Genomic DNA, 25,011 nt, shown 5'->3' with positions numbered 1-25,011 from the left:
CCGCGCTCCACAGTGATCAGCGCCCTACGAGGGCGCCGGCGGAGCCGCTAACGTTGGCGGCCGGCCCCGCCGGCAGCGGCGGCCCCCGTGCCGGTCCGTCCGCGGGCCGTCCCCGGGCCGTCCGAGGGCGGCCGAAGACGACCGATGACGACAGCTCCGCCGCAGGTCAGAGGGCCCGCCGGTAGAGTCGTGTCAGGAGAGGAGCACCATGCGTCGATCCCTCCGCGACAAGGGGCAGGAGTGGGAGGAGTACCGCTCCGAGGTCGCCGCCTTCGCGCTGCGGACGACGTTGCCGGTGCTCTGAGTCCGGACCAGCCCCCGTGCCCGAGCCGACCAGCCACCGAGAGGCCGCCCCATGGCACTACCCGCCCCGCAGGGACGGCGGAGCAGCACCTTCACCCGGCTGCTGAGGCACGGTTTCACCGACCCCTCGGCCGCCGGGAAGCTGCTCGACGCCCCCGAACTCGCCTCCGTACGGGAGGACTCGGTGCTCCTCGACGCGCTCGGGGCCACCGCCGACCCCGACCTGGCGCTGCTCGGCCTGGTGCGCCTGGTGGAGGCGCAGGAGCCGGACGAGCGGCAGGAGCTGCTGGCCACCGTGGCCGCGGCCAAGCCGCTGCGTGACCGGCTGCTGGGGGTCATGGGCGCCTCCGAGGCGCTCGCCGACCACCTGGCCCGGCACCCGCGGGACTGGCGGTCGCTGGTCACGTACGAGTCGGTCGACCTGCACCCCACCACGCCCCAGTTCGAGCAGGCGCTCGCCGAGGGCGTCTGGGGCGAGCGCGGCGCCGACCGGCCGCGGGCGGACGCGCTGCGCGCCGCCTACCGCCGCTGCCTGCTCGGCATCGCGGCCCGCGACGTGTGCGGCACCACCGATGTCGCCGAGGCCGCCGCCGAACTCGCGGACCTGGCCACCGCCACCGTCCGCGCCGCCCTGGAGATCGCCTACGAGGAGCAGCCCGCCGACGCCGCGCTGTGCCGGCTGTCGGTCATCGGCATGGGCAAGTGCGGCGGCCGGGAGCTGAACTACGTCTCGGACGTCGACGTCATCTTCGTCGCCGAGCCCCGGGAGAGCGCCGAGGAGGCCAAGGCGCTCCAGGCCGCGACCCGGCTCGCCGCCCGGATGATGCGGCTGTGCTCGGACAGTACGGTCGAGGGCACCATCTGGCCGGTGGACGCCAACCTGCGCCCCGAGGGCCGCAACGGCCCGCTGGTGCGCACCCTCAGCAGCCACCTCGCCTACTACCAGCGCTGGGCCAAGACCTGGGAGTTCCAGGCGCTGCTCAAGGCCCGCCCGATGGCCGGGGACGTGGCGCTGGGCCAGGAGTACGTCGACGCGCTGTCGCCGATGGTCTGGGACGTCGCCGAGCGGGAGAACTTCGTCGCCGACGTCCGCCAGATGCGCCGCCGGGTCGTCGAGAACATCCCCGCCGCCCAGGTCGACCGCGAGCTCAAGCTCGGCCCCGGCGGGCTGCGCGACGTCGAATTCGCCGTCCAGCTGCTCCAGTTGGTGCACGGCCGCAGCGACGCCACGCTGCGCAGCGCCACCACCCTGGACGCGCTGGCGGCGCTCGCGGCCGGCGGCTACGTGGGCCGCCAGGACGCCGCGGCCCTCGACGCCGCCTACCGCTTCCTGCGCACCCTGGAGCACCGCATCCAGCTCTTCCGGCTGCGCCGCACCCACCTGATGCCGGAGGACGGGGCCGAACTGCGCCGGCTGGCGCGGTCGCTGGGGCTGCGGACCGAACCGGCCGAGACGCTGCGCCGGGAGTGGAAGTGGCACGCCCGCGAGGTGCGCCGGCTGCACGAGAAGCTGTTCTACCGGCCGCTGCTGGACGCCGTCGCCCATCTGGAGCCCGGGGAGACCCGGCTGTCCGCCAGGGCCGCCGGCCACCGCCTGGAGGCGCTGGGCTACGCCGACCCGGTGGGCGCGCTGCGGCATCTTGAGGCGCTGGCGTCCGGGGTGACCCGCAAGGCGGCGATCCAGCGGACGCTGCTGCCGGTGCTGCTCGCCTGGTTCGCGGACTCCGCCGACCCGGACGCCGGACTCCTCAACTTCCGCAAGGTGTCGGACGCGTTGGGCAAGACCCCCTGGTACCTGCGGCTGCTGCGGGACGAGGGCGCCGCCGCCGAGAACCTCGCCCGGGTGCTGTCCGCCGGCCGGCTCGCCCCCGATCTGCTGCTGCGCGCCCCCGAGGCGGTCGCCCTGCTCGGCGCCGCCGACGGGCTCCAGCCGCGCGGCCGGGCCGCCCTGGAGCAGGAGGTGCTGGCCGCGGTGGGCCGCGCGGACGGCGCCGAGGCGGCGGTGGCGGTGGCCCGCGGGGTGCGCCGCCGGGAGCTGTTCCGCACCGCCGCGTCGGACGTGATCGGCGCGTACGGCACGGAGTTCAGCCCGGCCGACAACGACCACGGCCATGCCGTCGACACGGTCGGCTCGGCGGTGTCCGACGTCAACGCGGCCACCGTCGCGGGCGCCCTGCGGGCCGCGGTCCGCGAACGGTGGGGCGACACCCTGCCCACCCGCTTCACGGTGATCGGCATGGGCCGCTTCGGCGGCCACGAGCTGAGCTACGGCTCGGACGCCGATGTGCTCTTCGTCCACGAACCGCGCGAGGGCGCCGACGAGCACGAGGCCGCCAAGGCCGCCCACGCGGTCGCCAACGAGATGCGCCGGCTCCTCCAGATCCCCTCCTCCGACCCGCCGTTGCTCATCGACGCGGATCTCCGCCCGGAGGGCAGGTCGGGCCCGCTGGTGCGCAGCCTCAACTCGTACGCGGCGTACTACCGGCGCTGGTCGCTGGTGTGGGAGGCGCAGGCGCTGCTGCGCGCCGAACCGGTCGCCGGGGACGTGGAGCTGGGGGAGCGGTTCGTCGCGCTGATCGACCCGCTGCGCTATCCGGCCGAGGGGCTGGGCGACGACGCGGTCCGCGAGATCCGCCGGCTCAAGGCCCGGATGGAGTCCGAGCGGCTGCCCCGCGGCGCGGACCCGACCACCCACGCCAAGCTGGGGCGGGGTGGACTGAGCGACGTCGAGTGGACGGTCCAGCTGATGCAGATGCGGCACGGCTGGGAGATCCCCGGGCTGCGCACCACCCGGACCCGCGACGCGCTGGCCGCCGCGCACGCCGCCGGGCTGATCGGCACCGAGGACGCGCAGACGCTGGACGAGGCATGGGTGCTGGCGGCGCGGGTGCGCAACGCCGTGATGCTGGTCCGCGGCCGTCCCGGCGACACCTTCCCGGCGGCCGGCCGGGAGCTGTCGGCGGTGGGCCGCTACCTCGGCTATGAGGAGGGCCACGTCGGGGACATGGTCGACGACTACCGGCGGATCACCCGGCGGGCCCGGGGCGTCATGGAGGAGCTGTTCTACGAGGGCTGAGCCCCGCGGCCGGCCGCAGACCCTCGGACGCTCACGTCCCTGACGCCCGCACGGACGCCCTCACGCCCGGAGCGGCTCCAGTTCCAGCTCCGGCTCCGGCTCGGGCGCCACGTGCCGCGCCAGCCGGTGCGGCAGCGTCCCGTACCAGGCGAAGGCCAGCGCGAAGCCGAAGGCCAGGCACAGCACCCCGCCCAGCGCGTCCAGCCAGAAGTGGTTGGCGGTGGAGACGATGACCGTCAGCGTCGTGGCCGGGTAGAGCAGCCCCAGCACCCGGGCCCACACGGGCTTCGCCAGCAGCGCGATGGTGAGCCCGCACCACAGCGACCAGCCGATGTGCATCGAGGGCATCGCGGCGTACTGGTTGGACATCGAGGCGAGGTTGCCGGACGCCATCGAGCCCCAGGTCCCGTGCTGGACGACGGTGTCGACGAAACCGCCGTCCGGCATCAGCCGGGGCGGCGCCAGCGGGTAGAAGTAGTAACCGACCAGTGCGACACCGGTGGTGGCGAACAGCGCCAGTCGGGCCGCCGCATAGCGCCCCGGATGCCAGCGGTAGAGCCAGATCAGCACGCCGATCGTCACGATGAAGTGCAGCGTCGCGTAGTAGTAGTTCATCGAGACGATCAGCCACGTCACCGAGTTCACCGCGTGGTTGACGGTGTGCTCGACGGCGATGCCCAGCGAGTGCTCCGCCCGCCAGATCCAGTCGGCGTTCTTCAGCGCCTGGGCCTTCTGCTCGGGCACCGCGTTGCGGATGAGCGAGTACGTCCAGTAGCTGACCGCGATGAGCAGGACCTCGAACCAGAGACGGGGTGTGCGAGGGGACCTCAGATGGGCCAGCAGCCCTCTGCCGGCCGGGCTGTCCGCGCGCTCCCCGCTGGGCGCCGGGGGGGCCGACAGGTCGTCCAGAGTCCTCACATTCGCTTCACCCATAGGCAGACAGTCTGCCAGAAAGGGGATTGTCGCCGATCATCCCCGGGTCGGGTATGCGACCCCCCGGATCCCTCCGGGGGAGGATCAGGGTTCCCCCTAGGGGTCCCCCCGGGACACCTCACGCAAACCCGCCGGTCATCGGCAGGTCACCTCAGGAGCCCCGGCCGCCCCGCCGGTCAGCCCCTAACCGCCCCGCGACGGCCGGGGGATCTTCGCCACCTTGGAGTGCTTTGTCGGCTTTGCGCTCTTCGCCGCCTTTGTCGGCGATGCCGGTTTTGCCGGCACCGGCGACGGCGTCGATGGCGTCGGTGGCACCGGCGTCACCGATGAAGCCTTCGGGGCGGACGCCGTCGAACCGCGCACCACCAGCTCGGGATGGAAGACGAACTCGCTGTGCGGTGCCGGAGTGCCCCCGATCTCCTCCAGCAGGGCGCGCACCGCGGCCTGGCCCATCGCCGGCACCGGCTGGCGGATGGTGGTCAGCGGCGGGTCGGTGAAGGCGATCAGCGGGGAGTCGTCGAAGCCGACCACGGAGATCTCCCGCGGGACGTCCAGCCCGCGTTGCCGGGCCGCCCGGATCGCCCCCAGCGCCATCATGTCGCTGGCGCAGACGATGGCCGTGGCGCCCCGCTCGATCAGTGCGCCCGCCGCGGCCTGGCCGCCCTCCAGGGTGTAGAGGGAGTGCTGGATGAACGGCTCCGCCGCGGCCGGCCCCAGGTCCAGTTGCTCCCGCATGCAGCGGAGGAACCCCTCGATCTTCCGCTGGACCGGTACGAACCGCTTGGGGCCGAGCGCCAGCCCGATCCGCCGGTGCCCCAGCGCGGTCAGATGCGTGACGGCCAGCTGCACCGCGGCGCGGTCGTCGGGGGAGACGAACGGCGCCTGCACCTTGTCGGAGAAGCCGTTGATGAGGACGAACGGCACGCCCTGGCCGCGCAGCCGCTCATAGCGCGTCATGTCGGCGGAGGTGTCCGCGTGCAGCCCGGAGACGAAGATGATGCCGGCCACCCCGCGGTCCACCAGCATCTCGGTCAGCTCGTCCTCGGTGGAGCCGCCGGGTGTCTGGGTGGCCAGTACGGGGGTGTAGCCCTGGCGGGTCAGGGCCTGCCCGATGACCTGGGCGAAGGCCGGGAAGATGGGGTTCTCCAGCTCCGGGGTGATCAACCCGACCAGGCCCGCGCTGCGCTGCCGCAGCCGCACCGGGCGCTCGTAGCCCAGCACGTCGAGGGCGGCCAGCACGGACTGGCGGGTGGTGGCGGAGACGCCGGGCTTCCCGTTGAGAACCCGGCTGACGGTGGCCTCGCTGACACCCGCCTGCGCTGCGATATCGGCCAGCCGGGCGGTCATGGAACGGGACTGTACCGGTCGCATGTCAGATTGCCCACCAGGTGCAGCTGTCCCCCGGGACCACCGCGGAACCGTCGTCCAGGGCCACCGGGGCGCTGGAGAGCAGCAGTTCGCCGGGCAGCGGGAGTTCGGCGTCCCGGCCCAGGGTGTTGACCGTGCACAGCATCCCGGCTCGGGTGAACGCCAGCACGCCCTCGGGGGCCGGCCGCCAGCTCATCTCCCCGTCGCCCAGCCCCGGCAGACGGCGGCGCAGGTCCAGCGCGGTGCGGTACAGCTCCAGGGTGGAGGACGGGTCGCCGGTCTGCGCCGCGACGCTGAAACGGTGCCAGTCGGCGGGCTGCGGCAGCCAGCTGCTGCCGTGGCTGAAGCCGTACGGCGGTTGTTCGCCGGACCAGGGGAGCGGCACCCGGCAGCCGTCGCGGAAGCCGTCCTGTCCGCTGGCCCCGGAGCAGCCGTCGGCTCCCGGCCCGTCGGCTCCCGGCCCGTCGCCCGCGGCGCGGCCGCCGCGGAAGAACGCCGGGTCCTGGCGGACCTCGTCGGGCAGGTCGGTGACTTCGGGCAGGCCCAGTTCCTCGCCCTGGTAGAGGTAGGCGGAGCCGGGCAGGGCCAGCATCAGGAGGGTGGCGGCGCGGGCGCGGGCGAGGCCGCCGCCGAGCCGGGTGGTGTGGCGGACGACGTCGTGGTTGGACAGGACCCAGGTGGTGGGTGCGCCGACCGAGGCGGTCGCGGCGAGCGAGGCGTCGATGACCTGGCGCAGCGCCCCGGCGTCCCAACCGGTGTTCAGGAACTGGAAGTTGAACGCCTGATGGAGTTCGTCGGGGCGGACGTAGAGGGCGAGGCGTTCGACGCTGGGGGCCCAGGCTTCGGCGACGCCGATCCGCTCGCCCGGGTAGTCGTCCAGCAGCCGGCGCCAGGTGCGGTGGATGGCGTGGACGCCGTCCTGGTCGAAGAAGGGGAGGACCTGTGAGCCGATCAGGCGGGCCTGTTCGCCGCGGCCGATGTCGGGGAGGCCGGGGGCCTTGACCATGCCGTGGGCGACGTCGATCCGGAAGCCGTCCACGCCGAGGTCGAGCCAGAAGCGCATGATGGCGGCGAACTCCTCGTGCACCTCCGGGCGGTCCCAGTCGAGATCGGGCTGCTCGGGGGCGAAGAGGTGCAGGTACCAGTCGCCGCGTTCGGTACGGGTCCAGGCCGGGCCGCCGAAGACCGACTCCCAGTCGTTGGGCGGGAGTTCGCCCCGTTCGCCCTTGCCGGTCCGGAAGACGTAGCGCTGCCGGGCGAGCTCGGGGTCCCGGAACCACGGGTGCCGGTCGGAGGTGTGGTTGGGGACGATGTCGACGATCACCCGCAGGCCCAGCGCATGGGCGGCGTCGATCAGGTCGCCGGCGTCCTGGAGGCTGCCGAAGAGCGGGTCGACGGCGCGGTAGTCGGCGACGTCGTAGCCGCCGTCGGCCTGCGGGGAGGCGTAGAACGGGGTGAGCCAGACGGCGTCCACGCCCAGGTCCCGCAGATACGGCAGCCGTTCGCGCACCCCGCGCAGATCGCCGACGCCGTCGCCGTCGCTGTCGGCGAAGGAGCGGACGTAGACCTGGTAGATGACGGCGTCGCGCCACCATCGAGGACCTCGGCTCGGTCCGGCGGCCTGGGGGGCGGGGCTGGGGGAAGTGAGCTCCTGGGTCATCTGCCGTCCCTGTCAGGTCAAGAGGCGAAGGTGCTTCCACGGAGTCAACGCTCGGGCGGGCGGCGGGTGACGGGGGGAGGGGGCCACGGGGGGTCCCGTTCCGGCCATCGCAGTGCAAAGTCTTCCACCCTTCTTGCAGAAAGTTCCCGCAACATCTTTCGGTTTGTTTTCGGCACTGTTACGTTCCAGACCGCCAACTGAGGCTTTTCCTAAGGAGTTCACATGCGGCGTGGCATACGTGGCGCTCTCGCCACCGCGCTGGTAGCGGGCCTGGCACTGGCGGCGACGGCGTGCGGAGGCGGGGGTGGCAACGGCGGCGGCGCGGGCGGTGAACTGTCCGGAACCGTTACCTTCTGGGACACCTCCAACGATGCCGAGAAGGCCACCTACCAGAAGCTGGCCGAGGGTTTCCAGAAGGAGCACCCCAAGGTCCACGTCACCTATGTGAACGTCCCCTTCGGCGACGCCAACGCCAAGTTCAAGAACGCCGCCGGCGGCGGTGCGGGCGCCCCCGACGTGATGCGCACCGATGTCGCCTGGGTCGCCGACTTCGCCAGCCTCGGCTACCTGGCCCCGCTCGACGGCACCCCCGCCCTCGACAAGACCGCCGACTACCTCCCGCAGGCCGTCAGCTCCACGAAGTTCAACGGCAAGAGCTATGCCGCGCCCCAGGTCATCGACACCCTGGGCCTCTTCTACAACAAGAAGCTCCTCAAGGACGCCGGCGTCCCCGTCCCCAAGACCTTCGCCGAACTGGCCGCCGCCGCACCGAAGATCAAGGAGAAGACCGGCGCCACCGCCCTCTACCTGCGCGGTGACGACCCCTACTGGTTCCTGCCCTACCTCTACGGCGAGGGCGGCGACATGGTCGACGCGCACAGCAAGACGATCAAGATCGACAACGCCGCCGGGGTCCGGGCGTTCCGCACCATCAAGAGCCTCGTCGACTCCAAGGCCGCCGTCACCGACGCCACCGACGGGCAGGAGAACCAGCTCAAGGCCCTCAAGGACGGCACCGTCGCGATGGCGATCGACGGCCCCTGGGACATCGAGGGCGCCCGCGCCGGCAAAGCCTTCCAGGACAAGAGCAACCTCGGCGTCGCCCCCGTCCCCGGCGGCAGCACCGCACACGGCTCCCCGCAGGGCGGCTGGGACCTCTCCGTCTACGCCGGCAGCAAGAACCTGTCGGCCGCCTACGCCTTCGTGCAGTACATGAGCTCCGCGAAGGTCCAGCAGGAGACCACCGACAAGCTCAGCCTGCTGCCCACCCGCACGTCGGTCTACGACGTCCCGGCCGTCAAGCAGAACGAGATGGTCGGGTTCTTCAAGCCCGCCGTCGACGGCGCCGTCCAGCGCCCCTGGATCGCCCAGGGCAACTCCCTCTTCGAGCCGGTCAAGGTCCAGATGAACAAGGTGCTCACCGGCGCCGCCACCCCCGAACAGGCCGCCAAGGCCACCGGTGACGCCTACCGCAAGCTCCTCAAGGACTACAAGTGACGCTTGCTGTAAGGGCCCGCCGTGCGCTCGGCACGCACTGGTACGCCTGGGCGATGGTCGCCCCGGTCGTCCTCGTCATCGGCGTCATCATCGGCTACCCCCTCGTCCGCGGCGGCTACCTCTCCCTGACCGACGCCAACGAGGCCAATGTCGAGCGCTCGATCGGCATGAACCACATCCCCGCCACCTACCACTTCGTCGGCCTTGACAACTACCGGGCCATCCTCTCCGACGGCGTCTTCTGGAACCGCCTGGGCTGGACCGTGGTGTGGACCGTGGCCTGCGTCTCGCTCACCTTCCTGATCGGGCTCACGCTCGCCACGATGCTCAACCGGACGCTGCGCGGCCGTACCTTCTACCGCCTCGCGCTGATCCTCCCCTGGGCCGTCCCCGCCTTCATCTCCGTCTTCACCTGGCGGATGCTCTACAACGAGAAGAACGGCATCCTCAACAAGCTGCTGGCCGGCGGCGGCATCGACGCCGTCCCCTGGCTCAACGACACGACCTGGGCCAAGCTCTCCGTCATCGCCGTCAACGTCTGGCTGGGCGTGCCCTTCATGCTCGTCGCGCTGCTCGGCGGACTCCAGTCCATCCCCGGCGAGCTCTACGAGGCCGCCGAGATGGACGGCGCCGGGCCCTGGCAGCGCTTCCGCCACATCACCGTGCCCGGACTGCGCGCGGTCAGCGGCACCGTGATCCTGCTCTCCACCATCTGGACCTTCAACATGTTCCCGGTGATCTTCCTGCTCACCAGGGGCGGCCCCGGCGACGCCACCGAGATCCTGGTGACCTACGCCTACCGCCTCTCCTTCGTCGACAGCCCCCGCGACTTCTCCGGCTCCGCCGCCTGGGGCGTACTGATCCTGGCGCTGCTCTCGGTCGTCGCGGTCGTCTACCGCCGGGCGCTGCGCAAGCAGGGAGAGGTGTGGTGACCATGGCCCGTCGACGCAACGAACGGCACTGGCTGGCCTCCGCCGGGCTGCACACCGCCCTGGCGCTCGCCGCCGCCGTCGCGGTCTTCCCGCCCCTCTGGCTGCTGATCACCTCCTTCAAACCGAGGAACGACGCCTTCTCCACCAGCCTCGTCAGCCACTTCACGCTCGCCAACTACACGCACGTGGTGGCGGATACGGAATTCCTGAGCTGGTTCAAGAACTCCGTGATCATCGTCGGGCTGACCATCGTCCTCGGCGTCTTCATCGCCGCCACCACCGGCTACGCCGTCAGCCGCTTCCGCTTCCCCGGGATGCGCCCGCTGATGTGGCTGCTGCTGATCACCCAGATGTTCCCGGTGGCGGTGCTGATCGTGCCGCTCTACAACCTCCTCGCCTCCCTCGGCCTGCTCAACCAGCCCGCCGGACTGGTCGTCACCTACCTGACCATCGCCGTGCCCTTCTGCGCCTGGATGATGAAGGGCTTCTTCGACACCATCCCGGTGGAGATCGACGAGGCGGGCCGCGTCGACGGCCTCAACCCGTTCGGCACCTTCTGGCGCCTGGTCCTCCCGCTCGCCCGCCCCGGCCTCGCCGTCACCGGCTTCTACACCTTCGTCACCGCCTGGGCCGAGGTCGCCTACGCCTCCGCCTTCATGACCGGCGAGGAGAACCTGACGCTCGCCGGGGGCCTGCAGACCTTCGTCAACCAGTACACCAACGACTGGGGTTCGATGACCGCCGCCGCCGTGATCATCGCCGTACCGGCCGCGCTCGTCTTCGCCTTCGCCCAGCGCCACCTCGTAGCCGGACTGACCGCCGGCACCACCAAGGGATGACATGACCCGACAGCACAACGTCACTCCTGAGCCCGCCACCAGGGGGAACACCGCTCCCGGCACCGCCGCCACCGCCGACTGGTGGCGGGACGCCGTGATCTACCAGGTCTATCCGCGCAGCTTCGCCGACGGAAACGGCGACGGCATGGGCGACCTCCAGGGCATCCGCAGCCGGCTGCCGCACCTTCGCGACCTGGGCGTGGACGCGGTCTGGCTCAGCCCCTTCTACGCCTCCCCGCAGGCCGACGCCGGCTACGACGTCGCCGACTACCGCGCCACCGACCCGATGTTCGGCACCCTCAAGGACGCCGAGGCCGTCATCCGCGAAGCACATCACCTGGGCCTCCGCATCATCACCGACATCGTCCCCAACCACTGCTCCGACCAGCACGAATGGTTCCGCCGCGCGCTCGCCGAGGGCCCCGGCTCGGTGCTGCGCGAGCGCTTCCACTTCCGCAAGGGCCGCGGTGCCAACGGCGAACTGCCGCCCAACGACTGGGAGTCCATCTTCGGCGGCCCCGCCTGGACCCGCCTCCCCGACGGCGAGTGGTACCTCCATCTCTTCGCCCCCGAACAGCCCGACTTCAACTGGGAACACCCCGCCGTCCAGGACGAGTTCCGCTCCATCCTCCGCTTCTGGCTCGACCTCGGCGTCGACGGCTTCCGGATCGACGTCGCCCACGGCATGGTCAAGGCCCCCGGCCTCCCCGACATCGGCCGCGGCGAACAGGCCCGCCTGATCGGCTCACAGGTCCTCCCCTTCTTCGACCAGGACGGCGTCCACGACATCTACCGCTCCTGGCGCACGGTCCTGGACGAGTACGCGGGGGAGCGGATCGGCGTCGCCGAAGCCTGGGCCCCCAGCGTCGAACGCCTCGCCCGCTACGTCCGCCCCGACGAACTCCACCAGGGCTTCAACTTCCACTACCTGAACACCGGTTGGGACGCGGAAGCGCTCCGCGACGCCATCGACTCCTCCCTCGCCGCCATGCGCCCCGTGGGCGCGCCCACCACCTGGGTCCTGTCCAACCACGACGTCGTCCGCCACCGCACCCGCCTCGGCGGCGGCCTGGCCCGCGCCCGCGCCGCCACCCTCCTGATGCTGGCGCTACCCGGATCCGCGTACCTCTACCAGGGCGAGGAACTGGGCCTGCCCGAAGTCACCGACCTGCCCGACGAGGTCCGCCAGGACCCGTCCTTCTTCCGCGCCAGCGGACAGGACGGCCTCCGCGACGGCTGCCGCGTGCCGATCCCCTGGAGCGGCACGGCGCCCCCGTACGGCTTCGGCGACGGCGGCAGCTGGCTGCCCCAGCCCGCGGACTGGGCCGCCCTCACCGCTGAGTCCCAGACCGGCGACCCGGACTCCACCCTGGAGCTGTACCGCAGCGCACTGGCGGTGCGCCGCAGCCACCCCGGCCTCGGTGCCGGCGACTCGGTCGAGTGGCTGGACGCCCCCGCCGGCGTCCTGGCCTTCCGGCGCCCCGGCGGCCTCCTCTGCACGGTGAACACCACCGGTGAGGCGATACGGCTGACGCTGCCCCCCGTCCGGCTCCTCCTCTCCTCCCGCACTCCGTTCGTCCCCGCGGCCCCTGCCGCCTCCACTTGGTCCGCCCTCGCGGCCCTCTCCTCCTCCCGTCAACCGTCCAACGCCCGCGGCGGGTTGGACGTTCCCGAAAATCTCGAAGTTTCCGAAATTCGTGAAATTCCCGCCGAGGCCACGATCTGGTGGGCGGAGTGACCCCGCGCCTCTCGGACATCGCCGCCCAAGCACAGGTCAGCGAAGCCACCGCCAGCCGCGTCCTGAACGGCAAGGCGGGCGTCGCGGCGGGCACCCGGCAGCGGGTGCTCGCCGCGCTCGACGTCCTCGGCTACGAACGCCCGGTACGCCTGAAACGGCGGAGTGCGGGTCTCGTCGGCCTGGTCATCCCGGAGCTGACCAACCCGATCTTCCCGGCCTTCGCCCAGATCATCGAGCAGTCCTTGGCCGGCCACGGCTACACGCCGGTGCTCTGCACCCAGATGCCCGGCGGCGCCACCGAGGACGAACTCGTCGAGCAACTGGAGGAGCGCGGCGTCACCGGCATCGTCTTCCTGTCCGGCCTGCACGCCGACACCGCCGCCGACCCGTCCCGCTACGCCCGCCTGACCTCCCGCGGTGTGCCCTACGTCCTGATCAACGGCTACAACGACCGCATCGACGCGCCCTTCGTCTCACCGGACGACGGGGCCGCGGCCCGTATGGCCGTACGCCATCTCGCCGAACTGGGCCATGAGCGCATCGGCCTGGCGGTCGGCCCGGCCCGCTACGTGCCCTCCCGCCGCAAGGCGGAGGGCTTCGCCGCCGCGCTGGGGGAGTCGTTCGGCCTGTCGAGGGGGCAGGCCGAACGGCTCGTCCGCCACACCCTGTTCAGCGTCGAGGGCGGCCATGCGGCTGCCGCCGCGCTGCTCGACGAGGGCTGCACCGGCATCGTCTGCGGCAGCGACCTCATGGCGCTGGGCGTGGTACGCGCCGCCCGCCAAAGGGGACTTGAGGTTCCCGACCACCTCTCCGTCGTCGGCTTCGACGACTCCCAGCTGATCGCCTTCACCGACCCACCGCTGACCACGGTGCGGCAGCCGGTACAGGCCATGGCGACCGCCGCGGTCGGCGCGCTCATCGAGGAGATCCAGGGAAACCCCGTCCAGCGCACCGAGTTCGTCTTCCAGCCGGAATTGGTCGTACGGGGGTCTACCGGCCCGCGGTGGGGGTGAGTGACCGCGGGTCAGGCATCCTGGGCGGCGTACGAGACGAACGCCGCCCAGGAACCGGCCGGGACGGCGAGCTGCGGGCCGTCCTGGTCCTTGGAATCCCTGATGTGGACGGTGGTGGGGCAGGTGGCGATTTCTATGCAGTCGCCGTCACCGCCGCTGCTGTAGCTGGACTTGTGCCACGAGACGGCGACTTCTACGCAGTCTCCGGAATCATCGCCGCTGTAGCTGGACTTGCGCCAGGAGAGCGCGACTTCTACGCAGCTGTCGCCGGAGTCGCCGCTGTAGCTGCTCTTGAACCAGCTCAGTTCAGGGGTGGTCGTCATAGCGCTTCTCGCATCCTCGTCAGCAGACCCCGGGTGTCTTCGGGGGTGAGAGCCTGCGAAAGCAGTTTCGCATAGCGCATATGGAGCGTACTGATCGTCTGCGGGTCGGAAAGGAACTGGCTGCTTTCCTGCCCTTCGCAGTAGCCGAACCACTGGTTGTCCGGGGTCTCCAGCAACCGCATCGGCCCGTTCAGACCGGCATGCACGCCCCGCTCCAGAGGCATGACTTGGACATCCACGTTCCGCAGGGTCGTACGCTCCAGTACGTGGTCGATCAGCCCCCGGACTGTGTCCGCGCCGCCGGTCGGGCGCCGGAAGACATGCTCGTCGATGATGAAGCTGAACGCCGTGTTCGGCCGGTCCCGCAGCAGATTCTGCCGCTCCAGACGGGCGGCCACCTGGGTCTCGACCTGCTCGTCGGACAGCAGCGGAAGGCGGTTCTCGAACAGCGTCCGCGCATACGCCTCCGTCTGTAACAGGCCAGGAACCAGCCGGCATTCGTACGTGAACAGACTGATCGCCTGCTTCTCCAGCTCCGCCCACTCACGGAACCATCGCGCCAGTCCCGGCTGCCTCGACAGCCGTTTGGCCGCCTTCCGCAGCACTCCGTTCGCGTGGAGCGTGTCCTCCGAGCGGTCGATGAACTTCTTCGACGGGAGGCGTCGGCCCTGTTCGACGGAGCCGATGTAGTGCGCCGAATACCGGATCGCCGGTGCCAGGGACTCCTGCGTGAATCCCGCGTTCTCGCGGAACCCTTGATAGACGGCGCCGAAGGTCCGCAGACTGCCGGACGGCTCGGGCGGCTCGCCGCCGTCGTAATGGTGGTCGGTGTTGCTGTCTTCCATGGTCGGGTGCTCCCGATGTCACTGGTACTGACTGCCCCGCAAGTCACCCATGGTTACGGCTGGTTACTCGTCCCGTCCACGTACTCAGCTCGTACAGTTTCCGGGGTACGAGCTGAGTACCTGGCGTACGAGCCTGTTGACCAGCAGCGTTGGCGCCATGCCAGTTCAGCCGACCGTCGCCGTACGGATGTTCACGCAGCGTTTCAGCGCCACCCCGCGCGGGGCCCGTCTCGCGCGCTATCTCGCCGTCCAGCAACTCGATGTCTGGGGCTTCCCGTACGGCGGCGAGGTCTCGGACACCGCCGCCGCCATCGTCGGGGAACTCGCCGCCAACGCGGCCACCCATGGCCGCGTGCCCGGCCGGGACTTCGAGCTGCGGCTCCTGAAGCTGCCGGGCTCGGCCCGGCCGGGCACCCTGCGGATCGAGGTCGCCGACACGCGGACGGAGCGGCGCCCACCCGACCCCTGGACGCTCACTCCGCCCGCGCCCGACTCCGAGACCGGCCGCGGGCTGATCCTCGTCGCCGCGCTCGCCACCTGCTGGAACGTCCTCGACCGACCCCCGGTCGGCAAGATCGTCCGAGCCGATCTGGACCTCCCGGAGGGCAGGAGATGAGGAACGGTACGGGTCAGGCGGCCAGCCGCCGGGCGTGGAAGATGCCCCAGCGCAGCAGGCCCCGGCGGGTGATGTCGGTCCAGAGGGGCAGGTTGGTCAGCAACTCGTCGACGTAGGCCGGGCTGATGACGTCGCGCAGTTCGGCCGCGCGTCGGTGGACCTCCTCGTCGAGGCGTGCGTAGTGGGTGGTGATGTCCGCCGTGCGGTCCTCGAACTCGACGTCCTTGAGGCCGAGGCCGGAGAGCAGCTCCAGATAGAAGGACGGTGTCGCCAGGTTCGGCATGGAGAGTCGGGAGATCGCGGGCCGCACGGCCTCCGCCGGGGTCTCCTCGGCCATCATGATGTCCGAGAAGACCACGGCGCCGCCCGGCTTGAGCACGCGTACGGCCTCGGCCAGCGCGCTCTCCTTGTCCGGAACATGGCTGAGGACCTCCAGGGACCAGACGACGTCGAACCGCTCCGCCTCGTAGGGAAGTTCGTTGAGGGAGCCGGTGACGACCTCGATCAGGCCGTCCAGTCCACGCCGGGCGTTGGCCGCACGGTGGCGCCGGTTGTGTTCGTCGCTGAGGTCGAGGGCCACGACCCGGCAGCCGAAGCGTTCGGCGAGCGCGCGGGCCGATCCGCCGTATCCGGAGCCGAGGTCGAGCACGGTCGCGTGCGGGCCGAGCAGGTCCGCGGCGTTGTCCGCCGCGTGCTCGACGGTACGGTGCGAGGCGTCCGCGATCGCCTCGTGCGGATGGGCGTAGACGCCGACGTGGATGTCCTCGCCGCCCCACACGGCGTCGTAGAAGGCGTCGACGTCGCCGGTCTCGTAGTAGCTGCGGGTCGCGGCGTCGTGGTGCGGCGTGGTGCCGGTGGTGTCCTCGGGATTGTTGATCATGGTGGGTGGATTCCCCGCTCTCGTCCGGGCAACTCACCTCGTCTGCCGCCTGGGTGACTATGCGCCAACCCGCCGCATCACCGTCGCACTCGTTCTCCCTGAAGACGCTTGGCACCGGTCCGACCGGCCGGGCGCGTAGGGACCACCACCCGGTGGACCTCCGGTCGGCCGGACCGGCTACTACGGGAACGTAACACCGTTGCAATCTCTTGCGAAAGGTCTTGCAGCATCGGGGTGGCATGGATAGAACCAAGGGTCATGTCCTCCACCCCGTACCGCGCCCGCCGCCGCACGGCCGCCCTCCTCGCGCTGCTCGCCGGCGCGGCGGCTCTGGTCCTGCCGCCGCAGCCGGGCGCCCGAGCCGCCTCCGCCAACGACCCGGTCACGGCCGCGGCGCAGTGGATCGACCGCACCACCGTGGTCTGGAAGGGCGCCCGACACGCCGACGCCCAGCTGGAGTTCGGCGAGCCCGCGCGGCGGCCGGAAGCCGGCCAGAGGAAGGCACCGGGCCGTATCCGGCTCTCCCCCGGCACCCTGACCCCGGCCGAACGGGCCCTGTACCCGCACCTCACCGGCTACCCGGCCTTCACCGTCGACCCGCGCGATCGCGCGCTGGCCCCCGCCGCCCTGCGCGAACGGCTTGTCGCCACCCAGCGCACCGCGGACGGGCAGCAGACCGCGACCACCGGCGTGCAGATCCCCGGCGTACTGGATGACCTCTACGGCACCCGCGCCCAACACGCCGCCCTCGGGCCGGTGTTCCGCGCCGGGCGCCCCACGCTCTCCGTCTGGGCGCCGACCGCCCGTACCGTGGCGCTCGAACTGGACGGGCGCCCGGTCCCGATGCGCCGGGACGACGCGACCGGGGTGTGGAGCGTACGCGGCGAGCGCACCTGGACCGGGAAGCCGTACCGCTACCTCGTCACCGTCTGGGCACCCGCCGTCGGCCGGACCGTCACCAACAAGGTGACCGACCCGTACTCCACCGCGCTGACCACCGACTCCGCCCGCAGCCTGGTCGTCGACCTCGCCGATCCCCGCCTCGCCCCCGCGGGCTGGGCGACGCTCCGCAAGCCCGCGCCGGTGCCGCTGCGCCGGGCCCGTATCCAGGAGCTGCACCTCCGCGACTTCTCCGTCGAGGACCCCACCTCCCGCCACCCCGGCCAGTACCTCGCCTTCACCGACACCCGCTCGGCGGGCATGCGGCACCTGAAATCCCTGGCCGAGGCGGGAACTTCCCACGTCCACCTGCTGCCGGCGTTCGACTTCTCCTCCGTCCCCGAACGCCGCGCCGACCAGCAGCGGCCGGACTGCGACCTGCCCTCCCTGCCCGCCGACTCCGACCGCCAGCAGGAGTGCGTGGCGAAGGTGGCCGCCCACGACGCCTACAACTGGGGCTACGACCCCCTCCACTACAGCGTCCCCGAAGGGTCGTACGCCTCCGACCCGTCCGGCACGGCCCGGACCGTCGAATTCCGCCGCATGGTGCAGGGGTTGAACGGCATCGGGCTGCGCACCGTCATGGACGTCGTCTACAACCACACCGCCGCGAGCGGCCAGGACGACCCGCACTCCATCCTGGACCGCATCGTCCCCGGCTACTACCACCGGCTGCTCGACGACGGCGCCGTCGCCACCTCCACCTGCTGCTCGGGCACCGCGCCCGAACACACCATGATGGGCAAGCTCGTTGTGGACTCCGTCGTCACCTGGGCCAGGCAGTACAAGGTCGACGGCTTCCGCTTCGACCTCATGGGGCACCACCCCAAGGCCAACATCCTCGCCGTACGCAAGGCCCTCGACGCGCTGACCCCGGCCCGCGACGGCGTGGACGGCCGATCCATCATCCTCTACGGCGAGGGCTGGAACTTCGGTGAGGCGGCCAACGACGCCCGCTTCGTCCAGGCCACCCAGCGCAACATGGCCGGGACCGGCATCGCCACCTTCAACGACCGGTCCCGCGACGCGATCCGCGGCGGCAGCCCCTTCGACGCCGACCCCCGCGTCCAGGGCTTCGCCTCCGGCCTCTACACCGACCCCAACTCCGCACCCGCGAACGGCGATCCGGCCGCCCAGCGCTCCCGGCTCCTCCACTACCAGGACCTCATCAAGGTCGGCCTCGCCGGCAACCTCGCCAACTACACGTTCACCGACACCGCCGGCCGCCGGGTCAAGGGCTCCCAGGTCGACTACAACGGCGCCCCCGCCGGCTATGCCGCCGCGCCCGGCGACGCCCTCGCCTACGCCGACGCCCACGACAACGAAACCCTCTACGACGCCCTGGCCTACAAGCTCCCGCCCGGAACCTCCGCCGCCGACCGCGCCCGGATGCAGGTCGTCGCCCTGGCCACCGCCGCGCTCTCCCAGGGCCCGGCGCTCTCCCAGGCCGGCACCGACCTCCTCCGCTCCAAGTCCCTGGACCGCAACTCCTTCAACAGCGGCGACTGGTTCAACGCCATCCACTGGACCTGCGCCACAGACGCCCCCGGCGGCGCGGCGACCAACGGCTTCGGCCGCGGCCTGCCCCCGGCCGCCGACAACAAGGACAAGTGGCCCTACGCCAAACCCCTGTTGGCCGACCCGGCGCTACGTCCCGACTGCGCCACCATCACCGCGACCTCCGCCGCCTACCGCGACCTGCTCCGCATCCACGCCACCGAACCCGCCTTCGACCTCGCGACCACCGCCCGCGTCCAGTCCGCCCTCTCCTTCCCGCTCTCCGGCACGGACGAGACCCCGGGCGTGATCACCATGCGCCTGGCCGACCTCGTGATCGTCTTCAACGCCACCCCGCACCGCCAGAGCCAGACCCTTCCCGGCCTCACGGGCCGGCCCTACGCCCTGCACCCCCTCCAGTCCCACGGCGCCGACCCCGTCGCGGCCACCGCGTCCTACACCCCCGCCTCGGGCGCCTTCACCGTCCCGGCCCGCACGGTCGCCGTCTTCCGCCAGGGCTGACCGGGCGCCGAGGAGAGGCTGGCGGGCCGGTGGCTCACGGGAACCTGTGGGGGCGGCACGCCCGCCCCCACCCCCGCTTCAAAGCCGCTTCTCCAACAGCGTCACGCCGTACTTGCTCCCCCCTTTCCCCTCCTTGAACGGCTGCTCCCCGACGACCTCGTAGCCCGCACCCTCGTAATACGTCCGCAGCCGCGGATTGCTCGACACGCAGTCCAGCCGCGACCGCGTACGCCCCGCCGCCGCGATCCGCCGCTCGGCCCACGACAGCAACTCCCGCCCGGCCCCCGCCGGTGCGTGGGCGCGGTCCACCATCAGCCGGTGCACATACCCCGCCACCGGGGGCTGCGCACCCCACGCGGGCTCGTCCCGCCACCACAGCTCGAAGCCGCCGACGACCCGCCCGGCCGCTTCTGCCAGCCAGACCTCCCCCTCCTTTATTCGCTCGCGGAAATGCGCCTCGTCCTTGTCACCCGGCTTCCACTGGTCGATGCCGTTGTCCACCATCCAGCGCGCGGCCCCGTCGTAGAGGCCGACGAGCACGGCCAGGTCGTGCTCCGTCTCGGCCGCCCGGTAAGTGATCTCATCCATGATCGGATTGTGCCGCACCCGCCTCGCCGGCCCCCGTCCGCGCAACGGAGACAGCTCAATTCGCCTTCCTGCCAACGGCGTTACGCCGAGGGTCCGACAATCGCCCTCCGCCGGCCATGTGCCCCCACTCCAGCGCAGGTCAGGGTCAGACCGGCTGCGGTAGCTCCATCAGCCGTTCCACCAGCTCCGCGAACATCCCGTCCGGCGGCTCGTCCGCCAGCATCCGGCGCACCACCTGTGCCATCCGCTCGTCGTACGCCGCGCTCACCCCCGCCAGCGCGACGAAGTCGTGCACCAGCTGCCGCTCCAGCTCGGCGCGCGGCACGCGCCGCCCGTCCAGCCACAGCAGCGCGGTGGTCTCGGCCAGCGAGACCCAGGAGCGGATCACCAACTCCAGCCGCGGGGGCGCGTCCCGGACGTCGAGATGGGCGAGGATCTGCTCGTAGGCGGCCTGGCGCACACCGTCGATCAGCGCGCTGGTACGGGTCGAGCCGATCGCCGGACCGCCGCGCATCAGCGCCGAGAAACCGGGGCCGTGCTCGTCCACGAAGTCGAAGAACCGCTCCATGACGCGCAACAGCCGGGCGCCGAGGGGCCCTTCGCGCGGCTCGACGAACCGGGCCGACAGCTCCTCGGCGGCGCGCCGCAGCGCGGCCTCATAGAGCTGCTGCTTGCCCGGGAAGTAGTGGTAGACGAGCGGCCGGGATATCCCGGCCGCCTCGGCGATCTCGTCGATCGACACATCCTCGGGGGAGCGGTGGCTGAACAGGCCGAGCGCGACGGCGATGAGCTGCTCCCGCCGCTCCTCGACGCCCATCCTGCGGCGTGCCCCGGTCGTCATGTACTCACCCTAACGACCCGGCCCCGAGCCGCACCAGGACACCGATCCGGTCCCGGAGCGTGCCAGTACGCGGGTCTGTTCGCTTACGACACCTCACCCGCACCTCACCCGCCCACCCCCCGAAGGGGGGTGGGCGGCGGGGAAAAACGTGCGGCGGGGAAAGCTGCGGCGGGGGAAAACTGCGGCCGGGAATATCTGGAGCCCGCCCCTACAGGTCCAGCACCAGCCCCTCCCCCCGGGCCGACCGCGAGACGCAGACCAGCAGCGAGTCCTCGCGTTCCGCGTCCGTCAGGAGTTCGTCGCGGTGGTCCACCTCTCCGGCCAGGACCCGCTGTCGGCAGGTGCCGCAGAAGCCCTGCTCGCAGGAGTAGGGCAGGTCCGGGAGGGCCTGTTCGCGGAGGGCGCGCAGCACGCTGGTGTCCGCCGGGACCGTGACCGTACGGCCGGTGCGGCGCAACTCCACCTCGAACGCGACGTCTTCGCCCCCACCTTCACCCGGGCCGTCCGCGGCCCCCGGACCGGACCCCGGGCCCGTCCGTGGGGCGAAGCGTTCGATGTGCAGGCTCAGCCCCTCGGGGCCGTGCGGGAGCAGCTCGGCTACCGCGTCCATCAGGGGCTCGGGGCCGCAGCAGTACACGGCGGCGTGCGGGGGCGCGTCGGCGAGTGCCGCGGCCAGGTCGGGCCGCCCCGCCGTGTCCTCCGCGACCACCGTCAGCCGCCCGCCACCGGCCCCGGTCAACTGCCCAGTCCCCGCCAGCTTTTCGAGCTCTTCGAGGAAGGGCATCGACGCCCGCGACCGTCCCGCGTACACCAGGCGCCACGGAATCCCCTCCGCCTCGGCGTGCCGCACCATCGGGAGGATCGGGGTGATGCCGATACCGCCCGCGATGAAGAGGTAGGCGTGGCACTCGTCCAGGGGGAAGCGGTTGCGGGGTCCGCGCACCGCGACCGTCGTGCCCTCGTGGAGCGTCTCGTGCACCTCGCGCGAACCGCCCCGGCCGTCCTCGATGAGCCGGGTGGCGATGGTGTACGCACCGCCGTCCGCCCGTACGGCGTCGGCCGGTTCGCCGCACAGCGAGTACTGGCGCACGGTTCCGGACGGCAGTACGAGGTCGATGTGCGCGCCCGGTTCCCAGCCGGGCAGCCGCTCGCCCTCCAGGCGGAGGGCCACCACCCCGTCGGCCGCCGCCGTCCGTTCGGCCACCCGCAGCCGCAGCGGCGCCGCCCGGCCCCGGCCTCGTTCCCGGCCCCGGCCCGATATCGGCTGCTCCAGGGCGGGCAGCGGCCACAGCGGCGACCGCCGGATCCGCCGCCGCAGCGCCCGCCGGACGACCACCGCGGCCCCGGCGGCCAGCAGCACGGTGCGCAGGCGGGGGAGCGCGCGGGTACGCGGAGGCGGGGACGTGCGAACCGGTGCGGATATCGACGTGATGGAGCGGGCGGGCATCTCAGGCTCCTCCGGGGGCAGCGGCGGCGGTCGCGGCGGGCGAGCGGTCGAGATAGGCGATCGCCTGCTCGGTGCTGCCGTGTTGCGAGGGGTGGTACGCCCGGCTCAGGTACTGGGGTATGGAGCGGAGCATCGCCCCGGTGGTCGGCAGTACGCCCTGCCGTCCGCCCCGGAGGAAGTCCTTCACGGCGGCCCTGCCGTCGATCAGCGTGGGGTCGTTCTCCATGAAGAACCGGGTGCCGCGCTGCCACAGGAACATCAGGGCGCTGAAGGCCGCCGCCCAGGTGCGCACCCGCCGCCGGTAGCCGCCGTCCAGATGCACGAAGAGGTCGAAGGCCACCGAGCGGTGCTCGACCTCCTCCGCGCCGTGCCAGCGCAGCAGGTCGAGCATCGTCGGGTCGGCCCCCTTGGCGTCCAGCGCCTCGGCGTTGAGCACCCAGTTGCCCAGGAAGGCGGTGTAGTGCTCGATGGCGGCGATCAGGGCGACCCGCTCCATCAGCCACCACTGACGGGCCCTGCCCGGCGGCAGTGTCCGGTCGCCGAGCAGCTTCTCGAAGAACCAGTCGACCTGCGCGGTGTACGGGGTCGGGTCCAGGCCCAGCGCCTTGAGGCGCGGCAGGACGTCGTCGTGCGCCTGCGAGTGCATCGCCTCCTGGCCGATGAACCCGATCACGTCCGCCCGGAGCCGCTCGTCCCGGATGTAGGGCAGCACCTGCTTGTAGACGTGCACGAACCAGCGCTCGCCGGCCGGCAGCAGCAGGTGCAGGACGTTGATGGTGTGAGTGCTGGACGGATCGCCGGGGATCCAGTGCAGGGGGGTGTCTGCCCAGTCGAAGGCCACGTTCCGGGCCTTCAGCGGGGTGTGCTGGGACGCGACCGGCTGGGGCCGCAGCGGGGCCGTATTAGACATGGCGTCAATGTACTGACGGGTAAGGAATGTCGATACCCCCTGGACGCGGAAAGCTCACAGCGGCGGCCCACGCCCCGCCCCCCGCCGCTCACCTCACCGCAACGTCCCCACCTGGCCGCCGCCCGCCAGCCCGCCCTTCAGATCCGTCCGGGCGTCCGGCTTCGCCGGGAGGGCCAGCAGCCGCCCCGCCGCGTGCCCCCGCACCCCGCCGCTCGCGGTGATCGACGTGACCCGGTCGCTGCCCGCCGCCAGCAGCCACCACGCGCCCCCCTTCGTCTTCCACAGCACCCCGGCCAGCACCTGCGGCGCCCGCGGCCCGCAGGCCGTACCGCCCTCGGCCCGCGCCGTCACCGCGCCCGGCGCGTACCGCCGGTCGGCCGGCTCGGGCGGCTGGAACTGCGCCATCGTCCGGCTGCCCGCCCCGCGCCAGGTCTCCGCCCGGGTGCACAGCCAGGCCGCCTCGCCTGCACCCCCGGGCAGCGACTGCCGCGCGAACCGCCAGGTGTTCACGGTCTGTACGCCCCGCAGTCGCGCCCCGGGCAGCTGGCAGGCGGTACGCGCCCAGGCCGTACGGGCCTCCGGGCCCGAGACCTCGCCCGGCGCGGTGGGCCGCCCGTACGTGAGCCGGGCCGGCGTCAGCTCCCCGAGGTCGGTGAGCAGCTCCCCGGCCGCCGGGCCGCCCGGCTGCCCGTCCGTTCCGCCGACCGCCCGCAGCGCCGGCCACGTGGTGCAGTCGGACCCGTCGCGCGGGGTCGGTACGGGGGCGGTCAGACCGTCCGGGCCGATCGGGATCGGCTCGCCCGCCGCGTCCGGCTTCAGCAGATCGACCAGCCGTACGGACCACACCCAAGGGGCCGTCAGATAGCGGACGTTGCCCTGGGTGCGGCCCGCCACCAGAGCGAGTGCCGACTCCGCCGCCGCGCCGTCCGTCCGCGCGAAGTCCAGCGCCGCACCGGAGCCCTCGTCCTGCCCCTGGCCGTCCGCCGCCTCGGCGTAGCGCACCGCCCGCAGGCCGTCGTGGAAGAGCACCACCACCGCGTGGTCGACCACGCCCGCGAACAGCAGCTGCGGCGGCCCGGCCGCGGGCCCCGTCGGGGTGCCGGGCGTCGCCGTGACCGGTACGCCGGCCCCGGGCCGCGCCCAGACCGCCAGCGCCCGCCGGAGCAGTGCCCGGTCGCCGGTCCGGTCGCCGCGGGCCGGCCAGGCGGCGAAGTCCTGACGCGCCGCGGTCTTCCAGGCGTCCGCCGGGGTGAGCGCCAACCTGCCCGGTTCCAGGGCGGCTTCGGACGCGGCATTGCCCGCGTACGGCGGCGCCGCGGCACCGTCCGGCCCCCAGCCGTCGCCCGGCATCCCCAGCAGCGCCCCGCACACCAGCACCGCCGCGCTCGCGGCCAGCGCCGCCCGGCCGTGCTGCCGGCGCCGGAGCAGATCCGTGGGTCGGGCCTGGAGGGCGCACGGGTCGAACTCCACCGACTCCAGCAGCGCCCGGTCCCGGCTCCCGGCCGGCACCGCCGCCCCGTCGGCCTCCGCCAGAGCCGCCCGGGAGTCCGCGACCCCCGCGGCCTCCAGCACCCGGCGCGCCTCGTGCGCCGTCAGCCGCTCCAGGTCGCGCAGGACGAACGCCGCCCGGCCCGGTGCGGAGAGCGCGGACAGCGCCTGGTCCAGGGCGAGTTCGTCGGCGCCGCCGGAGCGGGGGAAGAGCCGCAGGCCCCAGACCTGGGGGAGCGGTGCCGGCGGCAGACGCCGCCGCCCGGCGGCGAGTGCGGTGCGCAGTACCCGCAGCCGCATGAGCGCGTAACCGGGGTCGACGGCCGCCGCCGCGCCGTCGCGCTGGGCGGGCAGACCGGGACCGGACCCGGGGCCCGGCCGCCGCGGCAGGGCCCGCTGCACCACTCCGTGTGCGGCCAGCACCCGCCGGCCGCGGCTCGGGCCCGGCGGCAGGACCAGATACGCCAGCCGGGCCAGCCGGGGGTAGTGCTCGACCAGCGCCGCCTCGGCCTGCTCGACGTCGATGGCCTCACCGGCCTCCGCCGGGCTGCCGGGGGAGGTGCGGTCCGGACGCGGGGTTGCCGCCTGCTGCTGCTCCACGTTCCGTGGAACGAGTGAATCCTGTGATGGTCACCGGGGTGCCGGGCCGCCCGGACGGGTGACCGAGGCGCCTGCCCCCGGCCACCCGGGCCGGGCCGCGCCCCGGTCCGGGCCGCCGGGCGGCACCCGGCGACCCCGGCCACCGGGGCGGCTCCG

At 72.4% G+C, this 25,011-nt stretch carries 19 protein-coding genes and 1 pseudogene; 9 read left to right on the top strand and 11 right to left on the bottom strand.

The genetic code is table 11. The annotated features are described in order from the left end of the window. Positions 1-220: 220 nt before the first annotated feature. Together ACO1BR_RS02040 and ACO1BR_RS02035 are read left to right on the top strand one after the other, a co-directional pair. Positions 221-304: pseudogene (locus ACO1BR_RS02040) on the top strand (glutamine synthetase); the annotation flags it as partial. A gap of 51 nt (positions 305-355) precedes the next feature. After that, positions 356-3,379 (top strand): bifunctional [glutamine synthetase] adenylyltransferase/[glutamine synthetase]-adenylyl-L-tyrosine phosphorylase, encoded by a 3,024-nt coding sequence (locus ACO1BR_RS02035; protein WP_426793265.1) that lies wholly within the window; start codon positions 356-358, stop codon positions 3,377-3,379. Between the two features lie 60 nt (positions 3,380-3,439). On the opposite strand, the gene ACO1BR_RS02030 is transcribed toward ACO1BR_RS02035, so the two are convergent. The 3 genes from ACO1BR_RS02030 to ACO1BR_RS02020 all read right to left on the bottom strand — a co-directional run bounded on the left by ACO1BR_RS02030 (position 3,440) and on the right by ACO1BR_RS02020 (position 7,340). Next, positions 3,440-4,312 (bottom strand): phosphatase PAP2 family protein, encoded by an 873-nt coding sequence (locus tag ACO1BR_RS02030; RefSeq protein WP_426793264.1) that lies wholly within the window; start codon positions 4,310-4,312, stop codon positions 3,440-3,442. 183 nt (positions 4,313-4,495) lie between these two features. Beyond that, on the bottom strand, positions 4,496-5,659 hold the full coding sequence (locus ACO1BR_RS02025; RefSeq protein WP_426793263.1) for a LacI family DNA-binding transcriptional regulator: 1,164 nt from the start codon (positions 5,657-5,659) through the stop codon (positions 4,496-4,498). A gap of 25 nt (positions 5,660-5,684) precedes the next feature. Then, entirely contained in the window at positions 5,685-7,340 is a 1,656-nt protein-coding gene (locus ACO1BR_RS02020) for a glycoside hydrolase family 13 protein (protein WP_426793262.1), read from the bottom strand. A 222-nt stretch (positions 7,341-7,562) separates the two neighbouring features. Between ACO1BR_RS02020 and ACO1BR_RS02015 the strand changes: the two genes are divergently transcribed. Genes ACO1BR_RS02015 through ACO1BR_RS01995 form a run of 5 tightly spaced genes read left to right on the top strand, consistent with a single transcriptional unit; the run spans position 7,563 to position 13,359 of the window. Then, positions 7,563-8,837, top strand: coding sequence for an extracellular solute-binding protein (locus ACO1BR_RS02015; RefSeq protein WP_426793261.1), 1,275 nt, complete (start codon positions 7,563-7,565; stop codon positions 8,835-8,837). Next, complete coding sequence (locus tag ACO1BR_RS02010; protein WP_426793260.1) at positions 8,834-9,769, top strand: carbohydrate ABC transporter permease; 936 nt, start codon at positions 8,834-8,836, stop codon at positions 9,767-9,769. The genes ACO1BR_RS02015 and ACO1BR_RS02010 overlap by 4 nt, the downstream gene beginning before the upstream one ends. A gap of 2 nt (positions 9,770-9,771) precedes the next feature. Continuing rightward, positions 9,772-10,608, top strand: a complete 837-nt coding sequence (locus ACO1BR_RS02005; RefSeq protein ID WP_426793259.1) for a sugar ABC transporter permease — start codon at positions 9,772-9,774, stop codon at positions 10,606-10,608. A gap of 1 nt (position 10,609) precedes the next feature. Continuing rightward, the gene (locus ACO1BR_RS02000) at positions 10,610-12,346 is read left to right on the top strand and encodes a glycoside hydrolase family 13 protein (RefSeq protein WP_426793258.1); all 1,737 of its coding nucleotides are present in this window, start codon (positions 10,610-10,612) and stop codon (positions 12,344-12,346) included. Then, positions 12,334-13,359 (top strand): LacI family DNA-binding transcriptional regulator, encoded by a 1,026-nt coding sequence (locus ACO1BR_RS01995; protein WP_426793257.1) that lies wholly within the window; start codon positions 12,334-12,336, stop codon positions 13,357-13,359. The genes ACO1BR_RS02000 and ACO1BR_RS01995 overlap by 13 nt, the downstream gene beginning before the upstream one ends. Before the next feature lie 11 nt (positions 13,360-13,370). On the opposite strand, the gene ACO1BR_RS01990 is transcribed toward ACO1BR_RS01995, so the two are convergent. After that, positions 13,371-13,682: a DUF397 domain-containing protein gene (locus tag ACO1BR_RS01990; RefSeq protein WP_426793256.1), complete on the bottom strand. Its 312-nt coding sequence runs from the start codon at positions 13,680-13,682 to the stop codon at positions 13,371-13,373. After that, a complete protein-coding gene (locus tag ACO1BR_RS01985; protein ID WP_426793255.1) occupies positions 13,679-14,527 on the bottom strand; it encodes a helix-turn-helix domain-containing protein in 849 nt (282 codons plus the stop codon). Before ACO1BR_RS01985 ends, ACO1BR_RS01990 begins: the two co-directional genes overlap by 4 nt. Before the next feature lie 157 nt (positions 14,528-14,684). Between ACO1BR_RS01985 and ACO1BR_RS01980 the strand changes: the two genes are divergently transcribed. Beyond that, the gene (locus tag ACO1BR_RS01980; RefSeq protein ID WP_426793254.1) at positions 14,685-15,143 is read left to right on the top strand and encodes an ATP-binding protein; all 459 of its coding nucleotides are present in this window, start codon (positions 14,685-14,687) and stop codon (positions 15,141-15,143) included. A gap of 13 nt (positions 15,144-15,156) precedes the next feature. Here ACO1BR_RS01980 and ACO1BR_RS01975 read toward each other — a convergent pair whose 3' ends face one another. After that, on the bottom strand, positions 15,157-16,023 hold the full coding sequence (locus tag ACO1BR_RS01975; protein ID WP_426793253.1) for a methyltransferase domain-containing protein: 867 nt from the start codon (positions 16,021-16,023) through the stop codon (positions 15,157-15,159). A 309-nt stretch (positions 16,024-16,332) separates the two neighbouring features. On the opposite strand from ACO1BR_RS01975, the gene pulA reads away from it, so the two are divergent. Then, positions 16,333-18,981 (top strand): pullulanase-type alpha-1,6-glucosidase, encoded by a 2,649-nt coding sequence (gene pulA / locus ACO1BR_RS01970; protein WP_426793336.1) that lies wholly within the window; start codon positions 16,333-16,335, stop codon positions 18,979-18,981. Between the two features lie 78 nt (positions 18,982-19,059). Here the strand turns inward: pulA and ACO1BR_RS01965 are convergent, their stop codons facing one another. From ACO1BR_RS01965 to ACO1BR_RS01945, 5 genes are all read right to left on the bottom strand, one after another. Beyond that, positions 19,060-19,569, bottom strand: a complete 510-nt coding sequence (locus tag ACO1BR_RS01965) for an N-acetyltransferase family protein (RefSeq protein WP_426793252.1) — start codon at positions 19,567-19,569, stop codon at positions 19,060-19,062. Positions 19,570-19,714: 145 nt separating this feature from the next. Further along, complete coding sequence (locus tag ACO1BR_RS01960; protein WP_426793251.1) at positions 19,715-20,410, bottom strand: TetR/AcrR family transcriptional regulator; 696 nt, start codon at positions 20,408-20,410, stop codon at positions 19,715-19,717. A 208-nt stretch (positions 20,411-20,618) separates the two neighbouring features. After that, the gene (locus tag ACO1BR_RS01955; protein ID WP_426793250.1) at positions 20,619-21,857 is read right to left on the bottom strand and encodes a PDR/VanB family oxidoreductase; all 1,239 of its coding nucleotides are present in this window, start codon (positions 21,855-21,857) and stop codon (positions 20,619-20,621) included. A gap of 1 nt (position 21,858) precedes the next feature. After that, positions 21,859-22,767, bottom strand: a complete 909-nt coding sequence (locus ACO1BR_RS01950; protein WP_426793249.1) for a metal-dependent hydrolase — start codon at positions 22,765-22,767, stop codon at positions 21,859-21,861. A 93-nt stretch (positions 22,768-22,860) separates the two neighbouring features. After that, on the bottom strand, positions 22,861-24,855 hold the full coding sequence (locus tag ACO1BR_RS01945) for a hypothetical protein (RefSeq protein WP_426793248.1): 1,995 nt from the start codon (positions 24,853-24,855) through the stop codon (positions 22,861-22,863). Positions 24,856-25,011 lie beyond the last annotated feature (156 nt).

Origin of the sequence: Streptomyces sp. YGL11-2 (genome assembly GCF_050054615.1) — a bacterium.
GTDB lineage: Bacteria > Actinomycetota > Actinomycetes > Streptomycetales > Streptomycetaceae > Streptomyces.
This window is presented reverse-complemented; position numbering and strand designations above follow the sequence as displayed.